We start from the raw sequence: 23310 nt of genomic DNA, 5'->3' as shown, positions 1-23310 counted from the left end.
CTACCTCGAAAGTAGGATTTTTAGGGCAAAAAGCGTCCTTTTTGGTTTGTTTCTGCATGGAAAATACTCCTCATTCCCTGGCTAAGCTCAACGAGTGGTGCCAGAATACCCTGGGTGCACACTTGGGCATCGAGCTAACCGCCGTGGGCGAGCGTAGCATTACAGGCCGCATGCCCGTAGACCACCGCACCCACCAGCCCATGGGTTTGCTGCACGGGGGCGCTTCTGTGGCCCTGGCTGAAACCTTAGGCAGCATCGGCGCTTTTCTACAGGTAGACCAGAGCAAAAAAGCCTGCGTAGGCCTGGAAATCAATGCCAATCACCTGAAAGGGGTGCATTCCGGTTTTGTAGTTGGCCACGCTACCGCCCTGCACGTGGGCCGCACTACCCAGGTATGGGAAATCCGGATTACGCACGAAGAAACCGGGGCGTTGGTATGCATCAGCCGAATTACTATGGCGGTGATTGACCTGCCCGCCAAAAAGGAGAAAACCGCGTGAGTAACTCCTCGCAAGGAAATTTGCTGATTTGGCCCAATGCTGAGCTATCTGTAACGGAGCGCCTCCGGCAATTGGTAGGCTTTGCGCTGCACCATAAGCTGCCGGTAGCGCTATGGCGGCTGCCTAATGCCACCGCGCCGCAGCTCTGTTTGAGCTTCTCAGCGGAAGCGGCTTTAACGGGCCTTCCTCCTGCCCTGGAGCCAAATGCGCCGGCGGGCTTTGCTTTTTTTCCCTTCCGCGACTCCGACCATAATCCAGCGCTTTTCCTTCCGGCCGATGTTCTCTATGACACGGCCCGCCCCGACGAGCTGCACCTGACGGACGCCAGCAAGGCAACCTGGCTCACTGATTTTCTGCAGAACTCCGCTACTCCGCCGGCTCTGCTTTCCTGGCCGGTTAGCCCCCAGCCGGCGCCACACGCGGCTACCCAGGAAGAGTATACTGCCCTGGTAGAACGGGGCGTGCGCGCTATTGAAAAAGGCAAAGTGCAGAAAGTGGTATCGTCCAGAGCAGCGCGGTGGCCTTTGCCGGCTGATTTTGATGCCCTGGCGGCTTTTGAAGAGTTGATGGAGCGCTACCCGCGGGCGTTTGTGTCGTTGGTGAGTGCGCCGGGCGCGGGCACCTGGCTGGGCGCCACGCCGGAGGTGTTGGTAGAGCTTACAGCTGATGGCCGCTTCTGCACCATGGCCCTGGCCGGCACCCAGCCACTTCTTCCCGATCATCTGCCCCAGCATGCCATCTGGCGGCAAAAGGAGATTGAGGAGCAGGCCCTGGTAGCCCGCTACATCGTGAGCTGTTTTAAGCAGCTGCGGCTGCGCGAATACGAGGAAACCGGTCCGCGCACCGTAGTGGCCGGCGAGCTGCTGCACCTGCGCACCGATTTTTCCGTGAACCTGCGCGCCGTGCCCTTCCCTACTCTGGCTACCGATATGCTGCGGCTGCTGCACCCCACCTCCGCGGTGGGTGGCATGCCTCGGCAGGCAGCATTGGAGTTTCTGCAAAAGTATGAAGGCTACGACCGGGCGTATTACAGCGGTTTCCTCGGCCCGGTAAACCTACCCGCTCCCGGCGTGGCCCAACTCTTCGTGAACCTGCGCTGTTTTCAGGTGCGCCCTCAGGAAGCTATCCTCTACGCGGGCACCGGCCTTACCATCGACTCCGACCCCGCCCGCGAATGGCAGGAAACGGAGCTGAAGCTGACAACCGCCGGCGCTATTTTGAGTTAATGCTGAGTACTGTTCTGGTTTGGGCGTGCTTCGCTCTACCACTTCAGCATTCATAATTAGAGAGAACTATGCAGTCCGTTTATAACATTGCTGAAATCTGCGCCCGGCACGGCATTACGGATGTGGTTTTGTCGCCGGGCAGCCGGTGCGCGCCGCTTACCATTGCCTTTGCCCGCCACCCCGACATCAGGGTGCGCACGGTGCCGGATGAGCGAGCAGCGGCGTTTATTGGGCTGGGGCTGGCGCAGGCGCAACGGCGGGCCGTAGCGCTGGTATGCACCTCTGGCACGGCTGGTTTAAACTATGCTCCGGCCGTGGCAGAAGCTTATTTTCAGCAGATTCCGCTGGTAGTTTTCACCGCCGACCGCCCGCCGGAATGGATTGACCAGCTGGATGGACAGACCATTCGGCAGAGCAATTTGTACGGGGCCCACGCCAAAGGTGCTTTTGAATTCCCGGCTGATACTTCCCACGCTGATGCCCACTGGCACTCGGAGCGGCTGGTTTCCGAAGCCATTAACCTGGCCCAGCAATTTCCGGCCGGGCCCGTGCAGGTAAATGTGCCGCTGCGGGAGCCTTTTTACCCAAAAGCTGGCGAGCCGCTGCACTTTGATAAAGTGAAGGTGATTCAGGAGCAGGCCGGACAACCTGCCCTTTCTGCCACCGAGCTAGCCACCCTCCGCACCCAGCTGCGCCAAACGCCGAAGATATTGGTAGTAGGCGGCCAGCACCGGCATCAAAACGAGCTTTTGCTGGCCTTGCGCCAGTTTGCCGCCGCATATCAGGTGCCGGTGGTGGGGGATGTTATTGCTAACCTGCACCAACCCGTGGGCCCTACGTATGACCTGCGCGCCGCCCCCATTGGCCGGCAGGACGTATTTCTGGCCGTGCCCGAAAAGGGTTTAAAAGAGGCACTGCGCCCCACGCTGCTCATCACCTTCGGCCAGTCGCTCATATCCAAAGCGCTGAAGCTGTACCTGCGCGAATACGCGCCGCAGCAGCACTGGCACATTCAGGCCGCCGGCCCCGTGGCCGATACCTTCCGCTCCCTTACGCGCATAATTCGGATGGAGCCAGCCGCATTTTTTACAGCTATGCTTTCCGAGCCAGGCGCTGTAGCAGCGTCCGACAAGGACGAGCTGGCACTAGCAAATCCGCACGAAATGCCGGCCGATGCTACCCGCGTAGCGCGGCCCAAAATGCCAACGGGAACCGTGCGCCTAACCTGGCCTAAAGCGGGCTGGGTGTTGGGTGATGACGCAACGGTGCGCAACTCCTTTGCCACACCCTGGCAGAAAGCAGAGGGCTGGGCTACGGGTTTCCTGCAGGATTTCTTTGCCGAGCCGCAGCAGCCATTTAACGAGTTTTCAGCCTTCTACTACACCCTGCGTTTCCTGCCCCAACACACGGCGCTGCATCTGGCTAATAGCATGGCTGTACGCTACGTGAATATTCTGGGGCTGCCCACTACGCAGACTGTGGAAGTGTTTGCCAACCGTGGCACCAGCGGCATTGATGGCTGCACCAGCACAGCCGTAGGCGCTGCCCTGGCCCAGCCGGAGCGCCCGGTGGTGGTGCTTACCGGCGACGTAGCTTTCTTTTACGACCGAAATGCTTTCTGGCAGAACTACCCCACGCCCAATCTGCGGGTGGTCCTCTTCAATAACCACGCGGGCGGCATTTTCCGCCTGATTGACGGCCCACGCCAGCAGCCGGAGTTGGAAGAGTTTTTTGAAACCCATCAACCCCTCACAGCCGAGAATACTGCCCGTGATTTTAACCTGCGTTATTTCACAGCCCGTAGTATAGAGGAGTTGGAATCGGCGCTACCGGTTTTCTTTGCACCCGGAAACAGCGCGGCGCTGCTGGAAATCACTACCGACAGCGCCACTAACGCGGCTTTCTTTGAACACTACCGCGCAGCGGTAAGAACTGCTTTTGCGTAACCTATGCCTTTGTTAATCTGAGCCTGCGAAGGACCTTCTCCCGCTGGAATGAGTTGTGGTTGCGACAGCCGTGCCAGCAGGAAAGGCGTTTCGAAAAGCTCATGATGACAAGCGTTTTTGCATTTTTCTTCAACTTCTATTTATGGCCGAACAACTCACCTGGACTCCCATCAAAGAATTCCGCGAGATTATCTTCTCGCAGGCTGGGGGTATTGCCAAAATCAGTATTAACCGTCCGCACGTGCACAATGCCTTCACGCCCCTCACGGTGCAGGAGATGATTGAGGCCATGGACATCTGCCGCAACCGCACCGATATTGGAGTAATTATCCTCACCGGCGAGGGCGGCAAAGCCTTCTGCTCCGGCGGCGACCAGAGCGTGCGGGGCCACGGCGGCTACGTGGGTGAAGACACCATTCCCCGCCTGAACGTGTTGGATCTGCAAAAGCAGATTCGCTCCATTCCCAAGCCCGTTATTGCCATGGTGGCTGGCTGGGCCATTGGGGGCGGCCACGTGCTGCATGTGGTTTGCGACCTGAGCATTGCTGCCGATAATGCCCGTTTTGGACAGACTGGCCCCAATGTGGGTTCCTTCGATGGTGGTTTTGGTGCTTCTTACCTGGCCCGCGTGGTGGGTCAGAAAAAGGCCCGCGAAATCTGGTTTCTCTGCGACCAGTACGATGCGCAGGAGGCCCTGGACATGGGCTTGGTGAACAAGGTAGTGCCGCTGGATAAGCTGGAAGAAACCACCGTGGCCTGGTGCCACAAAATCCTGCAGAAAAGCCCCTTGGCGCTCCGCATGCTCAAGTCCTCGTTCAACGCGGAATTGGATGGACAGGCCGGTATTCAGGAGTTGGCCGGTAATGCCACACTGCTGTACTACCTCTCCGAGGAGGCCAAAGAAGGTCGCAACGCCTTTGTGGAGAAGCGTAAGCCAGATTTCGACAAGTTTCCTAAGTTCCCATAACCTACTTAGCACTCTATTTAGGAGAGGCCCGCGCAACACAGTTGCGCGGGCCTCTCCTTTTGTAAAATATCATGTTACCTAAGCCGCTAACCAGCAGTTTTGGACAGCTGCTACTCCCTCATTTTATAACCATCCAGCTTTATTACAAACTGATTAATCATCTACTTATCACCCATTTATGTGATTGCGCCCGGTAAGTAAGGCCTCTACTTTTGCAGAGTAATCACGGAGAAACCACTAGGAATACTGACTAAGAGTTACGCCACCTATCGTCCACTATTTAACTACACCCCAAGCAAATGCAAACGCCTCCTTTTGACAATGTAACCGAGTTTCTGGAGCTTTTTGGTGGCCCCATCGCGCTGGTCAGTGCCATTGCCTTCAGCAATGGAGTAGCGTACCGATGGAAAAAAGAGCGCAACCAGCAGGTTCATAAACACATGGCGCCGGTGCTGTATTGGGGTCCTTTGTTTTTGATGACCTGTATGGTAATGCACTGCCTCCGCAACGGCTATGAAACGTATCATTTCATAACCACTGGAATAGCATCGTTCAAATTCTATCACTATTCACTGCAGATGTTTGGGGCGTTTTTATTCTACCAGGCCTATTTACTGCTCCAGGAGTGCCGCCGGTACGTGCAGGGCGACCAACGCTTCAACCTGCGCTTGTACGGGTATATGCTGCTGATTATTGCTACCACGCTGCCTACCTGGATTTTTACCCCCATCGGCCTCGTTCCCACTATCGTGCTAACGCTTACGCTGGTGTTTAGCTTCTTCGTGCACAAATTTTCTTCCCGGAAAGCTGCCGTGACGGAAGAGCCGGTTGTGGAAGAGTTACAACAGGCAGAGGCAGTGCTGGCCTAATTCCTGGTAGTGAGAAGTTACATTTACATTTAACCAGAATATGCTTTGCTAATACAGCCGTAGCTGAATCACTATATTAAGTAAGTACCCAGAAGCATGGGATTTGGCTTCAACCTGTTTGTTCTGTTCATTCTAATTCCACTTAGCCTGGTATTGGCTCTTCTATGGAACATTTCAGGCAAAAGATTCTTTGGAAAAGCACTGGGGCTACTTTGGGGGGGACTAATAGGGTTGATTTTGGCCGGACTGGTTATTCGCCCATTCACAGAGAAAATAGATCTGGCGCAAGAGGATATCTACGGAGACTATGTCATTGACAGAACCAAGTTTCCGGGTAAGCAAGCGGATTGGCAATACAACCATTTCCGCTTTACGCTCAACAGGGATAACGAATTCATTTTTTACCAGACAGAGCAGGAGAAGATTCTCAAAGTCACGAGAGGAACTTTCTCCTTTCTAAATGGGTACCGAAGGCCCCGCATTGTGTTGCAGGTCGCTGAGCCGAGGCATCATATAATTGAGGATACGCCCACTCTTTATCGGGCAATCTGGAGCTTTTATTACGTGTTTCACTCGCCAGAATTTGGCAACGTGTTTTTCACTAAAGCAAAGTGGAAGCCACTGGAAAGCAAGTAAAAAATGCTTCCTTTACTCTGGATTAACGCCTTAGTTAACAACCAACCTGCCGCCGAAAAATATGAAGCACCTTCTCATAGCCACCTTCCTCGTTTTTTCGGCTGCTCTAACCACCCAGGCACAGGATAAAGCCGCTACCACAACTGCTCCAGATAAGAGTAAGAAAGTAATGGTAGTAGAGGCCGCCTGCGGGCAGTGCCGCCTGGGCCTGGAAGGCAAGAGTTGTGACTTGGCCATTCGCATGGATGGCAAGTCCTATTTTGTGGATGGCACTACCATCGATTCGCACGGAGATGCGCATGCAAATGACGGCTTTTGCAACTCTATCCGGAAGGCCAAAGTGCAGGGAAAGCTGGTAGATAACCGGTTTAAGGCAACGTATTTCGAGCTGATGCCAGAGCCCGCCAAAACGAAATAGTAAAGGGGATATAGTACCTGCTTCACTGTCTATTTCTCAGCGCCTCTTCTTAAAGCATCATGGCAGATTATAACGTAACCGCCAACGGCACCCGTGACTTTCAGCTACTGGCTGATGGCAAGCTACTAGGCGCGTTACACTACACGGAATGGTTTTCCCTTAAAGCTGTTTTGAAGCTGACAGATAACTCAACTTTTCAGATTGAGCCCAGGGGAGTTTGGGGAACTACTATCGAGCTAAAAGATCAGCAGACGGTGCTCCTTAACTTCAAGATGCACTGGAATGGCACTATCGTTATTAAGTCCAAATTCAACCGCAAAGCCTTCCTGTTCAAGCAGAAAAGTATGCTCAAAAATACCTTTGTTTTACAAGACAAAGATGAGCAGGAGCTATTAGTAGTGCAGCCCGCTTTTAAATGGAGCTCCTTCAACTACGACTACACCCTCTCTACTACCGAGGAGTTTGAGGTACTTGAAATGAAAGCCTTTCTTCTGCTCACTGCTGTTCACTGTGCTAATTACTATATGACGATGGTAGCGGCTTCTGTTGTCCTAGCAACTTAGTATTCCGGCCCTCATTTTTGAGTAGATAATTCGAATTATGGGATGGTATCAATACAGCTCTTAAACCAAGCGCGCCTCCTGAATCAGGAGGCGCGCTTGGTTTAAGAGCTGTAGTTTTAACTATTGATCCGCCGGCAGTGGAGCGACTAAACAATAAACCGTTTTAACCGGCTCAACGTCAAGCCCCAACAGATTTTTGTTGTCGGATTTGCGGCAGCTTCGTATGCTTTTGCAGTTATAGCTCCGAATATTTGCTCCTCCTTTTACCCATTTATGTCTGCTGCCACGCTCCTCCCCGACTCCCTCCTGCTCAACGGCCGCGAATTCCTATACGCCGATATTCAGCAATACCCCACCAACGTACCCAGCGACCTGAACGGTTATGAAGGCAAGGTGCTGGACTTTTGCCGCCAGTGGCTGAACGGGGCCCAGGAGTTTGGCCTGCGTACCTCCGGCTCCACGGGCAAGCCACAGCTGGTTACCATGTCGCGCCGCCAGCTGGCCGCCTCCGCCAACCGCACCGGCGACTATTTTGACCTGGGCCCCGGTGACCGAATGCTGGTATGCCTGAACTGCGAGTTTGTGGGCGGGCTCATGATGCTGGTGCGGGGCTTTGAGCGCCGTATGCATCTCACCATCGTAGAGCCCCACGCCGACCCGCTGGCGCTGGTGCCCCCTACGGCCCAATTCGACTTTGCTTCCTTCGTGCCCCTGCAGTTGCGCGCTGTGCTGGAAGCCGGCCACGCGCCCCGGCTGGATAAAATGAAAGCCATTCTGGTGGGCGGAGCCACCGTGGAAACCAGTCTGGAAAAAGCCCTGCAAACGCTGAAAGTACCCGTCTACCTCACCTACGGCATGACGGAAACGGCCTCACACATTGCTCTGCGCCGCCTCAATGGCCCCGATGCCTCCCCGTATTACCGGGTACTCTCCGGCATTGGAGTGGGTCAGGATTCCCGTGGCTGCCTCACCGTGCGCGCCGACGTGACGAACGACGTGCTCATCACTACCAACGACCGGGTGCATTTCCTGGAAGAGCACACCTTTGAGTGGCTGGGTCGCGCCGACTTCGTGATTAACTCCGGCGGCGTGAAAGTGCAGGCCGAAAAGGTGGAAAAAGTGCTGGAAGTGGCTCTCCTGGAGCTGGGCATTAGTGGGCGCCGCGCCTTTGTATCCGGCCAACCCGACAGCCGCCTGGGCGAGCAGGTAACAGCCTTTGTGGAAGGCAAACCGCTGCCCGCCGCTCAGGAAAAACAGCTGCTCACGCTGCTCACGGAGCGACTGGACCGCTACGAGCGGCCCCGCGGCATCATATACGCCCCGCAGTTCCGCACCACGGCTTCCGGCAAGCTGGACCGGCTCAGCACTATTCGCTCTTTAAGTCCGGCGCCGCCTTCGCAGCGCTAGGGCCCTAGCTGGTTGTTTTCGGGGCTGGGAATGTGTTGCTTTGCGCTCAGCCAGCAGTCTGTTTGCTTGTTCGTTCTCCCCTTATCCTACTATGTCCCGTCCTCTCCTCTCGGCCGCGGCCTTTTTGGTAGCGGCCCAGCTTAGCGGCTGTGCCAGCTCATCGCCCACCGTTACTACCACCCCAGAAGTTACCGCCGCCCCGGCTACCCCCGCAGACGCGGCCCCCGCTACACCGGCCACGCCTGCAGCCGCTCCTTTCCAGGTAGTAAGCGAGCAGTTTGCTGACCTACGTATCCTGCGTTATGAAGTACCCGGTTTTGAAAAGCTGGAGCCTCAGCAAAAAGAGCTGCTCTACTATTTGTATGAGGCAGCCCTGAGCGGCCGCGACATCATTTACGACCAGAATTACAAAGAAAACCTGCGGGTGCGCCGCACCGTGGAAGCCCTTTGGGAAGCTAACCAGGAGCGCCTGGCCGCTACTACAAACACGCAGCAGGTGGAGCAAGCCACCCGCTTTAACGTGTATGCCAAGCGCGTGTGGTTTTCCAATGGCATTCACCACCACTACTCCACCCGCAAGTTTGTACCGGAGTTCACGCCCCAGTACTTCAAGGACTTGGTGTACAGCGTAAATGAGCAGAGCCTGCCCTTGCTGCCCGGCGAAACGCCGGCCAAGTTTGTGGCTACCATGACGCCCATTCTGTTTGATGCGAACCTGGCCGCCAAGCGCGTGAATCAGGAAGCCGGCAAGGATTTGGTGGCTACCTCGGCCAACAACTTCTACGAAGGCGTAACGCAGGCGGAAGTGGAAGCTTACTACGCCAAGAAAATCAACAAAAAAGACACCCGCCCGATTTCCTACGGCCTCAACTCGAAGCTGATGAAGGACAAGCGGGGCAACATTGTGGAGGTGCCGTGGAAAGTAGGCGGCATGTATGGCCCGGCTCTCACGCAGGTAGCCTATTGGCTGAATAAGGCGCTGGACGTGGCCGAAACGCCCGAGCAGCGCGCCGCCCTTACCAAGCTGATTCAGTTCTACAGCACCGGTGACCTGAAGCTGTGGGATGCCTACAATATTGCCTGGGTGCACGATACGCAGTCGGAAACCGATGTGGTGAATGGCTTTATTGAGGTGTACGGCGACCCACTGGGCTACCGCGCCTCCTATGAATCAGTGGTATCGTTTAAGGACCTGGAGGCTACCAAGCGCATTAAGGCTATTGGCGACGAGGCCCAGTGGTTCGAAAACAACTCCCCCATCAAGCCCGAGAACAAGAAGAAAAACGTGGTGGGCATCACGGCCAAGGTGATTACCACTGTGGTAGAAGCCGGCGACGCGGCTCCGGCCACTCCCATCGGCATTAACCTGCCCAACGCTACCTGGATTCGCAAGGAGCACGGCTCTAAATCCGTCAGCCTGGGCAACATTGTAGATGCCTATGACCGCGCCAACGCGGGCGGCATGCTGGATGAGTTTGCCTATGATGAAGCCGAGAAAAACCGGGCCCGTCAGTACGGCTCCCTCGCTGGCAAGCTGCACACCGATATGCACGAGGTAATCGGCCACGCTTCGGGACAGATTAACCCCGGCGTGGGCACTACCAAGGAAACCCTGAAAAGCTACGCCTCCGCCATTGAGGAAGGTCGCGCCGACCTGGTAGCGCTGTATTATCTGCTGGACGAGAAGCTGGTGCAGCTAGGCGTGATGCCGAGCCTGGAAGTAGGCAAAGCGGAGTACGACAACTACATGCGCAACGGCCTGATGACCCAGCTGGTGCGCCTCACCCCCGGCGAAACCGTGGAGGAATCTCACATGCGCAACCGCCAGATGGTGGCCAAATGGGTCTTTGAGAAAGGCAAGAAAGACAAGGTAGTAGAGATGGTGACGCGCGACGGCAAAACCTACGTGCACATCAACGACTACGCCAAGCTGCGCACCCTGTTTGGCCAGCTGCTGCGCGAAACCCAGCGCCTGACGAGCGAAGGAGACTACGCCGCCGCCAAAAACCTGATTGAAACTTACGGTGTGAAGGTAGACCCCACCCTGCACAAGGAAGTGCTGGCCCGCTACTCCAAGCTGAACATTGCCCCCTACGCCGGCTTTATCCAGCCTAAGCTGGTGCCCGTAGTGCAGGAAGGTAAGATTGTAGACGTGAAGGTGGAATACCCCTCGGACTTTGCCCAGCAGATGCTGGAGTACGGCCGCAAATATTCCTTCCTGCCGCTGCATAACTAATCCTGACAAAGGCCGGCTGGAATTACCAGCCGGCCTTTTTTATTTCGAGACCCTCCACTTTGCCTTCATGAAAAAACTACTCCTCCTGACTGCGCTGGTGCTGGCCCTGGGCACCCAGCGCGCCACGGCTCAGGTAACCAACACCACTGCCGGCCGCTACGAGTATTGCGAAATGCTCACCACCGATAACCTATTCTCCACTACCGACGACAAAGCCGGCGACATTTACGTGGATTTCGGTTACGGTTTTGAGAAGCTGGGCGGCGGCACCCTTTCCCAGCGCGAGGCCGGCAAGCTGCAGGTGTTTGCCACCCACGTCAGCGCCCTTACCTACATGGGCAAGCTGGGCTGGGAAGTGGTACAGATGTATCAGCAGCCCAAAGTGAACAAGGAGCCAGTGCGCACGCTGTTTGTGCTGCGCCGCCCGGCGCGAGGGAATTAGGAATTTTACCTTCAGCCCGTCATGTCGAGCGTAGTCGAGACATCTCGCGTGCTGACGTTGTGGTAGTAACTGTCATGCTGAGCGAAGTCGAAGTATCTCGCCCGCTTCGTTGCAGTGGTATACCACACTAGCGAGATGTCTCGACTTCGCTCGACATGACGGACTATAACTCTTCAAATAAAAAGCCCGCTGCTCTTACAAGTAGCGGGCTTTCCATTTATCAAAATCTCCTGGATTTGCTGGTGCCCTACCGCTTCCGCTTCAATCCTTCTTGCGTGAACAGAGGCTGTCGGCCGCGCACAATTTTGTAGAAGTCGCCGAGGAATAGCTTGGCCCGGCCGAAGAAGATGAGGCCGCTCAATTCGTTTTCCAGGTCATCATTAATGAACACCATTTGACGGTAGCCCACGCCCGCGCCTAGCCCCACCCAGCGGAACACGCGCACGTGCCCGGCCACGGAGGGCTCTACAATAAAAATATTGCGTTTGGGAGTGCGCGTTACCTGTCCGTCGGGCTGCTGGTAGCGGGCGTAGTAGCGGCCCACGCCCAGCTGGGTGGGCGTGCTGAGCTCCCAGCGCGGCGTGCCGATGAGCACGTATTCGGCGTAGGCCACTCCATAGCGGAAACGCAGCTCGTCGCGGGTGCCGGCGGGCATGGAGGGCGGCAGAGGGGCGCGGGTGGGCACGCCGCCGCTGAGCATGTAGAAGCCCAAGCCGGTGCGCAGGCGGCCGCGCCATTCCACGCCCAGCTTCAGGCCATTGATGCCCACAACTTTCTGGTTAAGCAGGGAGAAGCGCTGGTCAAATTGAAACACGAGGCGCCGGTGGGCCTGCCGCACGCGGCTGCTATCGGCCCCCGGGCCGGCCTGCGCGGCTAGGGCCCACAGCAGGAAAAGCAGACTGCACCATACTTCCTTCATAACGCCGCAAAGGTACGCAGCCATCCCGGGCATGTGGCATGCCTGGCCGCAATACACTTCGCCCGGCGGCGCTTACCGTTCGCCAGGTTTTGCTGTCGGTTCACCCTTTTTTCGCTTCTGCCGGGGCAGTTGGCGGGCTAGTTTTGACTTAATCAACAGCCACTAACTGCCTACGGCCATGACTTCGGTTTCCTTTTCTCACTCGTCAGACATTGCCCAATCCCTTCCTGGTCAGGTGCGCCAGGGGTTGCGGGTGCTGAACCAGGTAAATCCGGTTCTGTCCTGGGTTGGCTGGACAAACGTGGCCTTGCTGCTGCTGGCTGTGGTACTACTGCCGCTGGATGGCCGCATGGTAACCGGCCTGCCGGTTTGGGTAAAGCCCATCAAATTCTGTCTGTCGGTTATTGTGTATGTCTGGACGCTGGGCTGGTTGCTGGCCGATTTGCCGGCTCCTGCCCAACGGGCCGTACGCCGCATTAGCTGGGCTGTAGGCCTGAGCATGGTGGCCGAAATAGGCTGCATCTATATTCAGGCAGCCCGCGGCACTTCGTCCCATTTCAACGCCGCCACTGCCTTCGACGGCATGCTGTTCAGCGTGATGGGCTTCATGATTATGGTAAACACGCTGGCTACGGTGGCGGCCGTGTGGCTGGTGTGGCGCCACCGCCCCTATGGCCCGGCCGGCTATGTGTGGGGTGTGCGCCTTGGTCTGCTGTTGTTTCTCATTGGCAGTGTGCTGGGTGGTATGATGATTCACCTGAACCAGCACACGGTGGGTGCCCCCGATGGCGGCCCCGGCTTGCCGGGCCTGGGCTGGAGCACCCGCGCCGGCGACTTACGCCTGGCCCATTTTCTGGGCCTGCATGCGCTGCAATTGGTGCCGCTGCTGGGCTGGTGGCTGGCCCACCGCCTACCCCGGCGCGCCGTGCTGCTTACCTGGCTGGGAACAGCCTGCTACGCCGGTCTGGTAGCCTTCCTCTTTGTGCAGGCCCTCCAAGGTCAGCCCTTTATTGCGCTTCGCTAAACGACTTCTAGTGTTCATTCTTCTACCCTCCCTTTCCTCCGTTATGAACTCTCTCTTCCGCTCCGCCCTGGTATTGTTTGGTTTGATGTTCCTGCTCAGCCAGCCCCTGCACCTGCAGGCCAGCGCACTAAACAATGGCTTTACCCCGGTTACTACTTCTGATGGCGTGGCGCTGTATGTGCGGGTAGCGGGTAAAGGCACGCCCTGTGTGTTTGTTCACGGCGGCCCCGGGGCCGGCAGCTACGGGTTTGAGAAGCTGGCTGGCCAGCCACTGGAAGAAAAGCTTCAAATGATTTATGTGGACCAGCGCGGTAGTGGCCGTTCGGCCAGCCACACTAAGCTCAACTATTCCCTGGAGCGGCAGGTAGAGGACCTGGAGGAAATACGCCAGCAGCTGCACCTGGAAAAATGGGTGGTAATGGCCCACTCCTTCGGCGGTATTATTGCCACGGCCTATGCTCAGAAGTATCCCCAGCATGTGCAGGCGCTTATTCTGGTAAACAGCATTCTGAACCTACCAGCTGCCATGGAAAGCACCACCGCCTACGGCTACAATCTGTTGCCCGCTGCTACGCGCCCTCCGCTGGATGCCGCCGCGCCCCTACCCCAGCGTTATTTCATGGTTTCGGCCATGCTGCAGCAGCAAAAGCTTTACAACCAACTGCAATACGCCTCCGATTCTACCGCCGCCCGCGTGAACCGCGTAATGAAAGGCCAGACCAGCAACCGTGACTTCGCCGCCAATATGTTTAAAGCCCCCGGCCGCTACGTGCAGGACTTCACCCCGGCCACGGCCTCCCTCACCATGCCAGTCCTGGTGCTCACCGGCCAGCGGGATTACATGACCGGCCCCGAGCACTATAAGTCCTTCCAGTTCCCGCAGCAGCGCGTAGTGATACTGCCGGGCAGACACACGCCCTTCCTGGATAATCCCAAAGAGTTTAACCAGGCAGTACAAGGGTTTGTGCGCAAGCTGCCCCGCCGTTAGTAAATTGAGTCATAGTCCGTCCTGTCGAGCATTAGCCAGACAGGACGGACTATTTCGTATCGGTAAGACAGCCTTTTAGAAACGCTTAGCGCAGCTCCCATATTCTTCTACTTTTGCCGGTATGAATGACCGCCGCTTTCTGCTTCTGGGCATCCCGATTCTCTCCATACTGGTCATGCTGCCGCGGGGCCTGCTGCACATCAATTCCCTGACGGAGTTTCTGATAGCCTGGCCGATATCGATGGGCTTTACGGCCTGCTTCTGGCTGACCGGACGGGCCTTGTGGCGGTACTTGTTTCGGCGCTATCCGCGGGTGGAGCAAACGCGGAAGCGGCTGTGGCTGCTGGCCATTACCAACACCCTGATTACGGCCGTCGTCACGCTGGTTTTGGGCTCCATTGAAGCACGCACCCATGGCGGCCAGCTCAGCCTGCCCACGTTTTTCTTTGAGTTCGGGCTGAACATGGTGCCGACGGTAGTGGTGCAGCTGATTTACGAAAGCTGGAATTTCTTCCGGCAATGGGAGGAAAACGTGCGCCGGGCCGAGCAGCTGCAAAGCGCCAGTCAGCGGGCCCAGTTGGAAGCCCTGCAGCAGCAGCTGGACCCCCACTTTCTCTTCAACTCTCTTAATACCCTTTCCGCTTTTATTGAGCCCGAGAATGAGCCGGCCCAGCAGTTTGTAGAGCAGCTGGCCGATGTATACCGCTACGTGCTGCTAAGCCGTGAGCAACGCACCGTGCCCCTGCGCGACGAGCTGGCGTTTGTGGAAGCCTACGTGGCACTGCAAAAAGCCCGGCTGCGCGACAACCTGCAGGTAGAAATACAAGTCCCGCCCACGTTGCTGGACCAGCAGGTGGCCCCGCTAAGCGTGCAGCTTCTGATAGAAAATGCGCTCAAGCACAACGAAGCCTCGCGCCAATATCCCCTTCAGGTAGAAGTATCGGCGCACGATGGCTGGCTGGTGGTGCACAACGTCCGCCGCCCCCGCACAACTCTGGCCCCCAGCACCGGCATGGGCCTGCGCAACATCCGCGAAAGGTATGCGCTGCTCGCCCCGCAGCTACCCGTACAGGTACTGGATACCGCTACTGATTTCACCGTTCATTTGCCGCTCCTCCCGCCCACCGCTAACGCTCAACCCCTGGCAGGCACAGCATAAAACCTATGCGCGTTTTAATTCTCGAAGACGAATATCCCGCCGCTGAGCGGCTGCAGCGCCTGCTCAATCAGGCCGCGCCCGAAGCGCAGGTAGTGGCCCAGCTGGATACTGTAGCCGGGGCTGTAGCGTGGCTACAAAATAACCCGCCCCCCGACCTGATTCTGGCTGATATTCATTTGGCCGATGGTATCAGTCTGGATGTGTTTGATCAGCTGGTGGTTTCCAGCCCGGTCATCTTCACCACCGCCTATGATCAGTATGCCCTGCAGGCGTTTAAAACCCACAGCGTAGACTATCTGCTGAAACCCATTAAGCTGACGGAGCTGCAGGCGGCTCTGCAAAAGTTGCGGCAGTGGCACCGCCCGGCCGCCTCGGAGGTAGCCGAGCAATTGCAGCCCCTCTTGAATACCTCATCCAACAGCCAGGCTCCCAAAACCCGTTTTCTGGTACGCCAGGGAGAGCAGCTGTTACCTATTCAAACCACCGACATTGCCTGGTTTCAAAGCCGCAACGAAACTGTGACGCTGGTTACCCGCAACGGCCAGCGCTACTTGGTAGACTACACCCTGGAGCAGCTGGAACAGCAATTGGATGCTCACCAGTTTTTCCGCCTCAACCGCCAGTTTATAGCGCAGCTACCGGCCGTGCAGCGCCTGCACCCGCATTTCAACGGCAAGCTGAAACTGGATCTGCAGCCTGCGCCCACCGATGAGGTGCTGGTAAGCCGGGAAAAGGCTGGGGCCGTGAAAAGCTGGCTGGAGGGCTAATTAGGCTGACTACTTGCTGAAAGTGACGCGGCGCAGGATGGTGCCGCCCATCGGCACCAGCGTTACTTTCTCCTCCTGCTGACTGCCTTCATTCTGGAGCATAGCAGTTACGGTTGGGGTACTGCTCCAGGGTGTGCCGCCTGCAGCCACGGGTGCTGTTTGCACGCGCAGACTGGCCGCTGTGGCGGGCGTTATTTTCCAGTTGGTGTTGGTGGCTTTCGGGTAGTACACGTCGCGGAACCCGGGCACGGGGAAGGCCTTGCCGGGCTTGGGCTCAGTGGTAAACGGCAGAGCCATTACCAGTGGCCCTAGGCTGAAATAGGTGTCGCCCTGCCCATCCTGCTGCATTTTAGGCGTGGTGGTAAAGCGCAGTTGGACTTTGTCTCCGGTGCGCCAGGTTTTAGTGAGGATGACCCGGTCGGCCAGCTGCTGCACCTTGGCTCCTTTCGCCACCACTTTTACCCCGGAGGCCCAGCGTGGCTTCCGGAAAGCCAGCTCCAGTGCCGTGGGCTGCTGAATGGTAATGGTAAACTGGCTGGTGAAATCAAAAGGGTACCGGGTGGCCTGCTCTATTTTCAGCTTGGTGTTGCGCACCTGAGTCTCCAGCACATTGGGTCCGTAGAGTGTACACAGCAAACCCTGGTTATTGCGCATCCACATGGCCTTCACGAAATACGGATACAGGCGCCCGGCATTCGGCACGCAGCAAACGGCCGCATCCTGGTGGGCAGGCGAGTACTTAAAGCGCGTTTGCGGGTCACTGGCGGAGGGCGTCAGCGGCCCAGTCATGGAAAAGGAGTTGTCGGTTTTTAGATAGGCAATGCTGGGCTCTTGCGGATGGCGCGCCCCTTGTCCGGCGTTATACAGCAGCCATTCCATACGGTCAGCATACTGCAGGTCGCCGGTTTTCTGCAGGAGTTGGCTGTAAGAATCCAGCAGCTCATGTATGGAGCAATACTCGTAGCCGGTAGTGCTGGCATTGGCGGTGCGCTTTACAATCCATTCGTCGCCGATGGGGCCGCCGCTGGGGCTGAGCGTAGCTTGCAGTTTCTGCTCATAAGCCGCCAGCGGTGCCTGCAGAGCTACCGCGGCCTTGCCCTGGCCCGCATAATAAGCCGTGAGGAGCGAGCGAAGATGCTCATAGGTGTGCACCCCGTGACCTTTGAAGGCATACATCGGGTTGAGCAGGTTTTGCCAGGCAATATCCTCCTCCATGGGCGGATGCTCGCAGTAATCCTGATACAGCCAGGCGGCATATTCCAGATACTCGGCGCGGCCTGTGAGTTGATAGAGCCGGTCCAGCACGTCAGTGAAAGCCAGGCCGTGCGCCAGGCCCGCAAAGGGTTTTTCGGCCTTAAAAGGTGTGGCCTTTCGCAACGGATAAGCCCGCATGGTAACGGCTACCGCCCGCTCAATGGCCTTCAGCACCCGCGGCTCCCGGGTGGCTTCATAGTAACCCAGCAGCATGCGGAACAAGGTAGTTTGCGCCCACAATTCGCCGTTTTCGCCGGTGAAACGATAGCGCAAATCGGGAGCGTACACGCCCAGGTAACCATCTTTATCCTGAGTAGCCAGTAGCCGGTTTACTTCGGTGCGGGCTTTCTGTAGATAGGCCGTGTTATCCGTTAGCAGAGCGTGGCGCACCATGCCGTCGCGCCAGTTCGACTGGGTTTCGGAGTTCCACCATAGGTACTGCACATCCCACTCGCCGCTGCCAATGGCGCCCACATCTTTGCGCTTTACTTCCTTGGTCAGGCGGTGCTTGCCATAGATGTCATCTTTCACGATGAGGTCAGGCACCAGCTCATCCAAATGACCCACAAAGCCATCCTGCAGGTCGTGCTGCATTTGCTGAAGTAGCCAGCCGCGGGGCTTTACTTCCGCGAAATATAGCCACTGCAGGGCCTGTGGGCGGGGTTGCGCCCAGGTTAGTACCGTTGGCAGGCATACGCTGCACACCAACAAGAGAATTCTCCGCATCGAAACCAAAAACGGGCGTTTCACAAAGGATGAAAGATACGGAGCCGGAATCGTCCTGCCAGTTTTTCGGCCTATCCGGGCCATTAGTTTTCTTGTGCATTCGGCTACTCCAGCGTTGAAAAACAGATTTCCTTCACCCTTAAGAGCAGCTACCCTCAACGTCCTATCTGACTGACAGACCCTTTGTATTTAACAGCTCCAGCACTTCGCTTAGCGCCGTTATCTGATGAAAGGGCACGCCTACCAATTGCTCTGCGGGCACCTCTTCCATTACCCAGGTAGTGTGGTAGGGAACATGTACGGCGTGGGCACCCAGCCGCGCCACCGGCAGAATATCAGATTTCAGGGAGTTGCCAATCATGATAAAATTCTCCGGCAGTACCTGATAGCGGCTTAGAATGCGCTGGTAAGTGGCCTCGTTCTTCTCGCTTACAATTTCTACGTGGTCGAAGTAGTCGCCGAGGCCGGAGCGGGCCAGTTTGCTTTCCTGGTCGAACAGGTCGCCTTTGGTGATGAGCATGAGGCGCTGACCGCGCTGGCGCAGCGTGTGCAGCACTTCCTCCACGCCCGGCAATAGCTCAATGGGAAATTCCAGCAGGCGTTTGCCCTCCACCAGAATATGGTGAATTTCGGTACCTGTCACTGCTCCATCGGTCAGCTGAATGATAGTCTCAATCATCGACAGCATAAACGACTTAGCCCCGTAACCGAACAGGTGCATATTCTGGCGATGCATGTCATTAAAACGGTTTCCCAGCGTGCCGGCATCGGCGTAATGTGTGAGCAGCGTGTAAAGCTGCGCCTCCGCATAGTCGAAGTGCGGCTGATTGGGCCACAGGGTATCATCAGCATCGAAGGCAATGAGCACGGGAGCAGGCATAAGGCAAGTCAAAGTAGAGCCCTGTCCAGGAAAGACAGGCAGAAAAGGCCCGTAAAGTTATCGAACTTGCCGCCCATGAAGCAGCAGATTGACCTTTCGACCTGGAACCGCCGCGAGCATTTCACGTTTTTTTCGGCCTTCAATGAGCCCTTTTTTGGAGTGGTAGCGGAGGTAGATGGTACCCTCGCCTACCAGCAGGCCAAAGCGCGCAACGAGTCATTTTTTCAGCACTACTTACACGCCGCCCTGAAAGCCGTGAACCAGGTGGAAGCCATGCGCTACCGCGTGGAGGAGGGCCGGGTATACTTGTACGACCAGATTCACGTTTCCGCAACCCTCACCCGCGAAGACAATACCTTCGCCTTTTCCTTTATTCCCTTTGCCGAGTCGCTGGCCGATTTCACCGTGGGGCTGCGCCAGGAAATGGCCGCCGTGGCCCAGTCTACCGGGCTGCGCCTGAATGAAAATGCTGCCCGCCCCGATGTCATCCACTTTTCGGCCCTGCCCTGGATTGCCTTTACCAGCCTCACCCACGCCCGCCACTTTGCTCACCCCGACAGCATACCCAAAATCTCCGTGGGCCGCTACCGCCGCGAGGGAGAAAAGCTGCTGCTGCCGGTGGCCGTAAACGTGCACCACGGCCTGGCCGACGGCTACCACGTGGGGCTGTTTCTGGAAGCATTTCAACGGGAGCTGGATACTGCCTGGTAAAGCGGCCGGCCCTTCTCTGGCCGCACTAATGGAGCAGTACATACACCACTACAGCGGCAGCGCACCCTACTGCGCCGCCCACTGCTAGCTCCGGCAGCGTATGCCGCCCCAGTACCAGCCGGGACCAGGCCACCAATATGGCTAAACTCAGCGCTACCACCCCGCTTAACGGATGCAGCAAGCACAGTACTCCGCCCAGAAAAAACGACATGGCAGCGTGCAACGACACTTTCAGCCAGAAGTTGAGCAGATAGCAAATACCCAGCATGGCGGTACTGATGGCCATACCTGCCTGTAGCCGTTGCGCGGTATCGGTGAAGGACAACAGGGCGGTAGCCAGGCATAACAACCCCAGCAGACGGGGATAGAACGAGTGGCGATGCTGACGCTTAGACACGTCAAAATTGGAATACCGGCCGCGGCGCACCTGTACCTGATTCCACAGCGCAATGGGCCCCATCACCCCTGCCATCAAAAGTAAAACCACCCACCCTGCTGTGCGGGAACCAAGCATTCGAAAAGAAACGAAACCCGCGAAGAGTACGCTGGTAATAAGCGGGTGCCCCACCACCGAAACATAAGTGGCAAAGCGGTGTAACCAGGGGCGTGCCTCTGAGTTGGCAACTGCAGACGACTTATGCATCGGAAAGCAGGGTTAAAACTTTTTCTTCCAGTTGCCGCTACCCCGTCAGCCGAAAGTAAAAGGCCGATTTTCGAGCCTGGTTAGCGCTCCAGCCAGGCCCGGAAGGCGGGCACCCGCTCCCGGCTTACCAGCACGTCGCCCTCGGGGCTGGCGGGCTGCAGGGTGGTTTTCAGGCGGCTGTTGGTGTAGTGAATAATGTCCTGAATGGCATCGTGCTGCACCAAGTAGCCGCGATTAATGCGAAAAAACTGGCCCGGGTCCAGCAGCTTTTCCAATTGCTCCAGGGTCTGATCCAGCACAAAGCGTCGGTTTTCGCGGGTTTGCAGGAAGGTGGCTTTCTCTAGGCTAAAAAAGTAACTAATCTGCTCCACAGGAATCACCTTCAGGTGCTCCCCTACCTTTACCACAAACTGCTTTTTATACTGATTTTGGGTTGGCTGCAGCTGTTGCAATACCTGCGTGAGCATAGCGGCATCAAAAGCAGGAACGGGGGCGTTGGTCGGGACGGTGCCCCGCAGGTTGCGGAGTTTTTGCAGGGCGGCCTGCAGCTCTTCGGCGTCAATAGGTTTCAGCAGGTAGTCAATGCTATTCACCTTAAAGGCCCGCAGCGCATACTGGTCGTAGGCGGTGGTGAAGATGACGGGGCTGCGCACTGTGGTTTTTTCGAACAGCTCAAAGCTTAGTCCATCGGCCAGGTGAATATCCAGAAACAGCACATCGGGCGGCGTAGCGGCGGTTTCCAGCAATACGGCGGCAGCTTCTACCGTATCGGCGGTGGCCAGCACAGTTACGGGTGGCTCCTGGCGGCGCAGCAGGTCGGCGAGGCGCTTGGCAGCCAGGGGCTCGTCTTCTATAATGAAGGCATTCATGTGGGGAGAATCAGGCTGTCGTCAGTTCCAGCACCGGCAAGGTTACTACAAATTCAGCATCACTGCGTACCACCTGCACCGGCTGCTGGGTGAGGTGTCGGTAGCGGGCCGTAAGGTTGGGCAAGCCAATACCCATGGACTCACCGGGGGCCACGCGGCGGGGACGCAGCGTATTCTGCACACGCAGTTGGCGGCCGGATTCGTCTAACTCAATTCGCAATTGCAGGGGTTGGCTGGCCGTAGCTACGTTGTGCTTCAGGGCATTTTCGATGAGCAATTGAAGACTCAGCGGGGGCACCACAGCCTGGGGGGGTACACTGTCTGGGGTGGGCAAGGTTACCTGCAGAGCCTCCCCGTAGCGGATGCGCTGCAAAAACAGAAAAGACTCCGCAAATTCCAGTTCATCGCGCAGCGAGACTACCTCCCGCCCCCTAGCATCCAACACATAACGATATACCTGCGAGAGTTGCCGGATAAAGCGCACCGCCAGCTGCGGTTCTTCTTCTACCAGTGAGGTCAGCGCATTAAGGGAATTGAAGAGAAAGTGTGGATCCAGCTGCTGGCGCAGGGTTTCGGCTTCGGCCTGTGCCATTTCCTTCTGCAGCCGCTCATTGCGCAACAGGGCTTCGCGCCAGCTCAGCAGGAAAGAGCGACTGTGCATTACCAGCGAGCAGATAACAGTTATCAGCAAGGGAAAAGCATACCTTTCCCACGCCGGCGCCGCCACCAACGAAGCCAGCGTGGCATCCAGCAGAATCATTCGATACACAGCGTTGATGGCCACAATAACAAGCAACGAGCCGAACAACGATACCAGAAGCGTGAGAAGCAGCCGTTTTATAAGATTTTCCTTCCAACTGGCATAGCGGTTCAGCCAATTCACGGCAAAGCCATTGGTCAGCCACAAGCCTGCGCTATAGGCGAAGGTGATGCAGAAGGTAATCAGCTGCCGCTTCCAGTCTCCCCAACAATGGTTGCAGGTAAACGCCGTGATAACCACCGACAACAAGACCAATAACACCAGCAAGCGCAGCCATTTACGTGAAGCACGCAGGGCAGGCAGAGTGGTTTCAGGCAGACACAAAGCAGGAGCAGACATAATAAAAACGGACAACAGCATGTGGCGGCTCTGCCGGCACGGCAAGATACAGCCTGCAAGTGAGGATGGACCTTAGCGCATGCCGGAAATAGCACAGCCCCTGGCCATAAGCTGATTCTGGGAAGAACGATACTACCAGTCCCGGCAATAATGATTCCTTTATTCAGCCGTTGCCCCGCGAAAATCCTTCCCGGGGCAACGGCTGCGCTTTACTTGGCCGCAGCCTGAGTAGGGCTTGGCTGCTCATAAGCCTTCAGACGGCTGAGCAGCTGTCTTTCGCCCCAGTTGGGTGCCAAGCTGTTGGCCGGCTTAAAGGCGGCAAACCGGGCTTTGCCTTCTTCAAACACCGGCTTGGCCACCTCGGGGCCACCGCCAAACATTTTGGGCGTGAAGTGCAGGTTATTTCCCTCTACCAGATAAATACGTGGGTTAGCCGGGTTCAGCCCTTTCGCCTGTCCCAATACTTCCGCAACCATGCGGGAATACTTGCCCGAGCGGGCCATGGGCGAAATACCCAGTCGGGCCTGATAAATATAGGCCTGCAACACCAACAGTTCGGACTCGTCGCCGCCCAGTTTGCGGGCCTGCGCCAGGGAAGCTTCGGCCTGGTCGAGGTATTTGTCTTTCACGTCGCCTTCTTCCTTGCTGGTGAAGCAGGCCAGCATTCGGCCGTACGCCTGGTAGTACTGTGGCAGCCAGTCGGTGGGGGCAGCGGCGGCGGCCCGCTCCAGCTTGCTGACTATTTCCAGGAGCTTAGCCGGGTCGCCGGTGCTGGTTAACTCCGTGATGGTAGCCGCCATCATATCGGTGTAGCCGGCAGGTGCTGCGGCCGTGGTGGCTACGGGGACTTTCGCAGCCGACTGCTGGGCCGTGGCGGATAAAGAAGAGGCAGCAAAGGCGAGAACAAGCAGCGCGTTTTTCATGGCAGTTTACGGGGTTAAGAAGAAAGATTTCTGATGAGGTGAAAGAGTATGCTCCAAAGGTGGCCGGCCGCGCATGAGCCTGAAACTTAATGTTGCTGAAGCGTCGGATTAGCCGGACGAACCGTCGAATGCCGCCGA

Annotated in this window: 23 protein-coding genes; 16 read left to right on the top strand and 7 right to left on the bottom strand. The window is 56.9% G+C overall.

What is annotated here, in order from left to right:
- The first annotated feature begins 56 nt into the window (after positions 1-56).
- The 11 genes from Q4G72_RS12825 (at position 57) to Q4G72_RS12775 (ending at position 11210) form a co-directional block, all read left to right on the top strand.
- Complete coding sequence (locus Q4G72_RS12825) at positions 57-500, top strand: hotdog fold thioesterase (protein ID WP_303311827.1); 444 nt, start codon at positions 57-59, stop codon at positions 498-500.
- A gap of 20 nt (positions 501-520) precedes the next feature.
- Complete coding sequence (locus Q4G72_RS12820) at positions 521-1726, top strand: chorismate-binding protein (RefSeq protein ID WP_303311826.1); 1206 nt, start codon at positions 521-523, stop codon at positions 1724-1726.
- 68 nt (positions 1727-1794) lie between these two features.
- A complete protein-coding gene (gene menD, locus Q4G72_RS12815) occupies positions 1795-3672 on the top strand; it encodes a 2-succinyl-5-enolpyruvyl-6-hydroxy-3-cyclohexene-1-carboxylic-acid synthase (protein ID WP_303311825.1) in 1878 nt (625 codons plus the stop codon).
- A gap of 142 nt (positions 3673-3814) precedes the next feature.
- Entirely contained in the window at positions 3815-4639 is an 825-nt protein-coding gene (gene menB, locus Q4G72_RS12810) for a 1,4-dihydroxy-2-naphthoyl-CoA synthase (protein ID WP_121238304.1), read from the top strand.
- A 299-nt stretch (positions 4640-4938) separates the two neighbouring features.
- Complete coding sequence (locus Q4G72_RS12805) at positions 4939-5508, top strand: hypothetical protein (protein WP_303311824.1); 570 nt, start codon at positions 4939-4941, stop codon at positions 5506-5508.
- 96 nt (positions 5509-5604) lie between these two features.
- On the top strand, positions 5605-6144 hold the full coding sequence (locus Q4G72_RS12800; protein WP_303311823.1) for a hypothetical protein: 540 nt from the start codon (positions 5605-5607) through the stop codon (positions 6142-6144).
- A 61-nt stretch (positions 6145-6205) separates the two neighbouring features.
- Complete coding sequence (locus tag Q4G72_RS12795) at positions 6206-6562, top strand: DUF6370 family protein (protein WP_303311822.1); 357 nt, start codon at positions 6206-6208, stop codon at positions 6560-6562.
- A 59-nt stretch (positions 6563-6621) separates the two neighbouring features.
- The gene (locus Q4G72_RS12790) at positions 6622-7125 is read left to right on the top strand and encodes a hypothetical protein (RefSeq protein WP_303311821.1); all 504 of its coding nucleotides are present in this window, start codon (positions 6622-6624) and stop codon (positions 7123-7125) included.
- Positions 7126-7398: 273 nt separating this feature from the next.
- Positions 7399-8532 (top strand): AMP-binding protein, encoded by a 1134-nt coding sequence (locus Q4G72_RS12785; protein WP_303311820.1) that lies wholly within the window; start codon positions 7399-7401, stop codon positions 8530-8532.
- A 91-nt stretch (positions 8533-8623) separates the two neighbouring features.
- The gene (locus Q4G72_RS12780; RefSeq protein ID WP_303311819.1) at positions 8624-10768 is read left to right on the top strand and encodes a dipeptidyl-peptidase 3 family protein; all 2145 of its coding nucleotides are present in this window, start codon (positions 8624-8626) and stop codon (positions 10766-10768) included.
- A 67-nt stretch (positions 10769-10835) separates the two neighbouring features.
- Entirely contained in the window at positions 10836-11210 is a 375-nt protein-coding gene (locus Q4G72_RS12775; RefSeq protein ID WP_303311818.1) for a hypothetical protein, read from the top strand.
- Positions 11211-11457: 247 nt separating this feature from the next.
- Here the strand turns inward: Q4G72_RS12775 and Q4G72_RS12770 are convergent, their stop codons facing one another.
- Positions 11458-12129 carry a hypothetical protein gene (locus Q4G72_RS12770; protein WP_303311817.1) on the bottom strand — a complete coding sequence of 224 codons (672 nt, stop codon included), beginning with the start codon at positions 12127-12129 and terminating at the stop codon, positions 11458-11460.
- Positions 12130-12307: 178 nt separating this feature from the next.
- On the opposite strand from Q4G72_RS12770, the gene Q4G72_RS12765 reads away from it, so the two are divergent.
- The 4 genes from Q4G72_RS12765 (at position 12308) to Q4G72_RS12750 (ending at position 16067) form a co-directional block, all read left to right on the top strand.
- Complete coding sequence (locus tag Q4G72_RS12765) at positions 12308-13153, top strand: hypothetical protein (RefSeq protein ID WP_303311816.1); 846 nt, start codon at positions 12308-12310, stop codon at positions 13151-13153.
- Positions 13154-13196: 43 nt separating this feature from the next.
- A complete protein-coding gene (locus tag Q4G72_RS12760) occupies positions 13197-14141 on the top strand; it encodes an alpha/beta fold hydrolase (protein WP_303311815.1) in 945 nt (314 codons plus the stop codon).
- A gap of 121 nt (positions 14142-14262) precedes the next feature.
- Positions 14263-15300 carry a sensor histidine kinase gene (locus Q4G72_RS12755; protein WP_303311814.1) on the top strand — a complete coding sequence of 346 codons (1038 nt, stop codon included), beginning with the start codon at positions 14263-14265 and terminating at the stop codon, positions 15298-15300.
- Between the two features lie 5 nt (positions 15301-15305).
- A complete protein-coding gene (locus tag Q4G72_RS12750) occupies positions 15306-16067 on the top strand; it encodes a LytR/AlgR family response regulator transcription factor (RefSeq protein WP_303311813.1) in 762 nt (253 codons plus the stop codon).
- A gap of 9 nt (positions 16068-16076) precedes the next feature.
- On the opposite strand, the gene Q4G72_RS12745 is transcribed toward Q4G72_RS12750, so the two are convergent.
- Both Q4G72_RS12745 and Q4G72_RS12740 read right to left on the bottom strand, forming a co-directional pair.
- Entirely contained in the window at positions 16077-18047 is a 1971-nt protein-coding gene (locus tag Q4G72_RS12745; protein WP_303311812.1) for a beta-L-arabinofuranosidase domain-containing protein, read from the bottom strand.
- A gap of 163 nt (positions 18048-18210) precedes the next feature.
- Positions 18211-18927: an HAD family hydrolase gene (locus Q4G72_RS12740; RefSeq protein WP_303311811.1), complete on the bottom strand. Its 717-nt coding sequence runs from the start codon at positions 18925-18927 to the stop codon at positions 18211-18213.
- Positions 18928-19002: 75 nt separating this feature from the next.
- Between Q4G72_RS12740 and Q4G72_RS12735 the strand changes: the two genes are divergently transcribed.
- Positions 19003-19638, top strand: coding sequence for a chloramphenicol acetyltransferase (locus tag Q4G72_RS12735; RefSeq protein WP_303311810.1), 636 nt, complete (start codon positions 19003-19005; stop codon positions 19636-19638).
- Positions 19639-19663: 25 nt separating this feature from the next.
- Here the strand turns inward: Q4G72_RS12735 and Q4G72_RS12730 are convergent, their stop codons facing one another.
- The 4 genes from Q4G72_RS12730 to Q4G72_RS12715 form a co-directional block, all read right to left on the bottom strand.
- Complete coding sequence (locus tag Q4G72_RS12730) at positions 19664-20281, bottom strand: hypothetical protein (protein WP_303311809.1); 618 nt, start codon at positions 20279-20281, stop codon at positions 19664-19666.
- Between the two features lie 80 nt (positions 20282-20361).
- Positions 20362-21150, bottom strand: a complete 789-nt coding sequence (locus Q4G72_RS12725) for a LytR/AlgR family response regulator transcription factor (RefSeq protein ID WP_303311808.1) — start codon at positions 21148-21150, stop codon at positions 20362-20364.
- Positions 21151-21160: 10 nt separating this feature from the next.
- A complete protein-coding gene (locus tag Q4G72_RS12720; protein WP_303311807.1) occupies positions 21161-22249 on the bottom strand; it encodes a sensor histidine kinase in 1089 nt (362 codons plus the stop codon).
- Positions 22250-22458: 209 nt separating this feature from the next.
- Positions 22459-23172, bottom strand: coding sequence for a hypothetical protein (locus Q4G72_RS12715; RefSeq protein WP_303311806.1), 714 nt, complete (start codon positions 23170-23172; stop codon positions 22459-22461).
- Between the last annotated feature and the right edge of the window lie 138 nt (positions 23173-23310).

Origin of the sequence: Hymenobacter sp. BT730, assembly GCF_030542105.1 — a bacterium.
Lineage (GTDB): Bacteria > Bacteroidota > Bacteroidia > Cytophagales > Hymenobacteraceae > Hymenobacter.
This window is presented reverse-complemented; position numbering and strand designations above follow the sequence as displayed.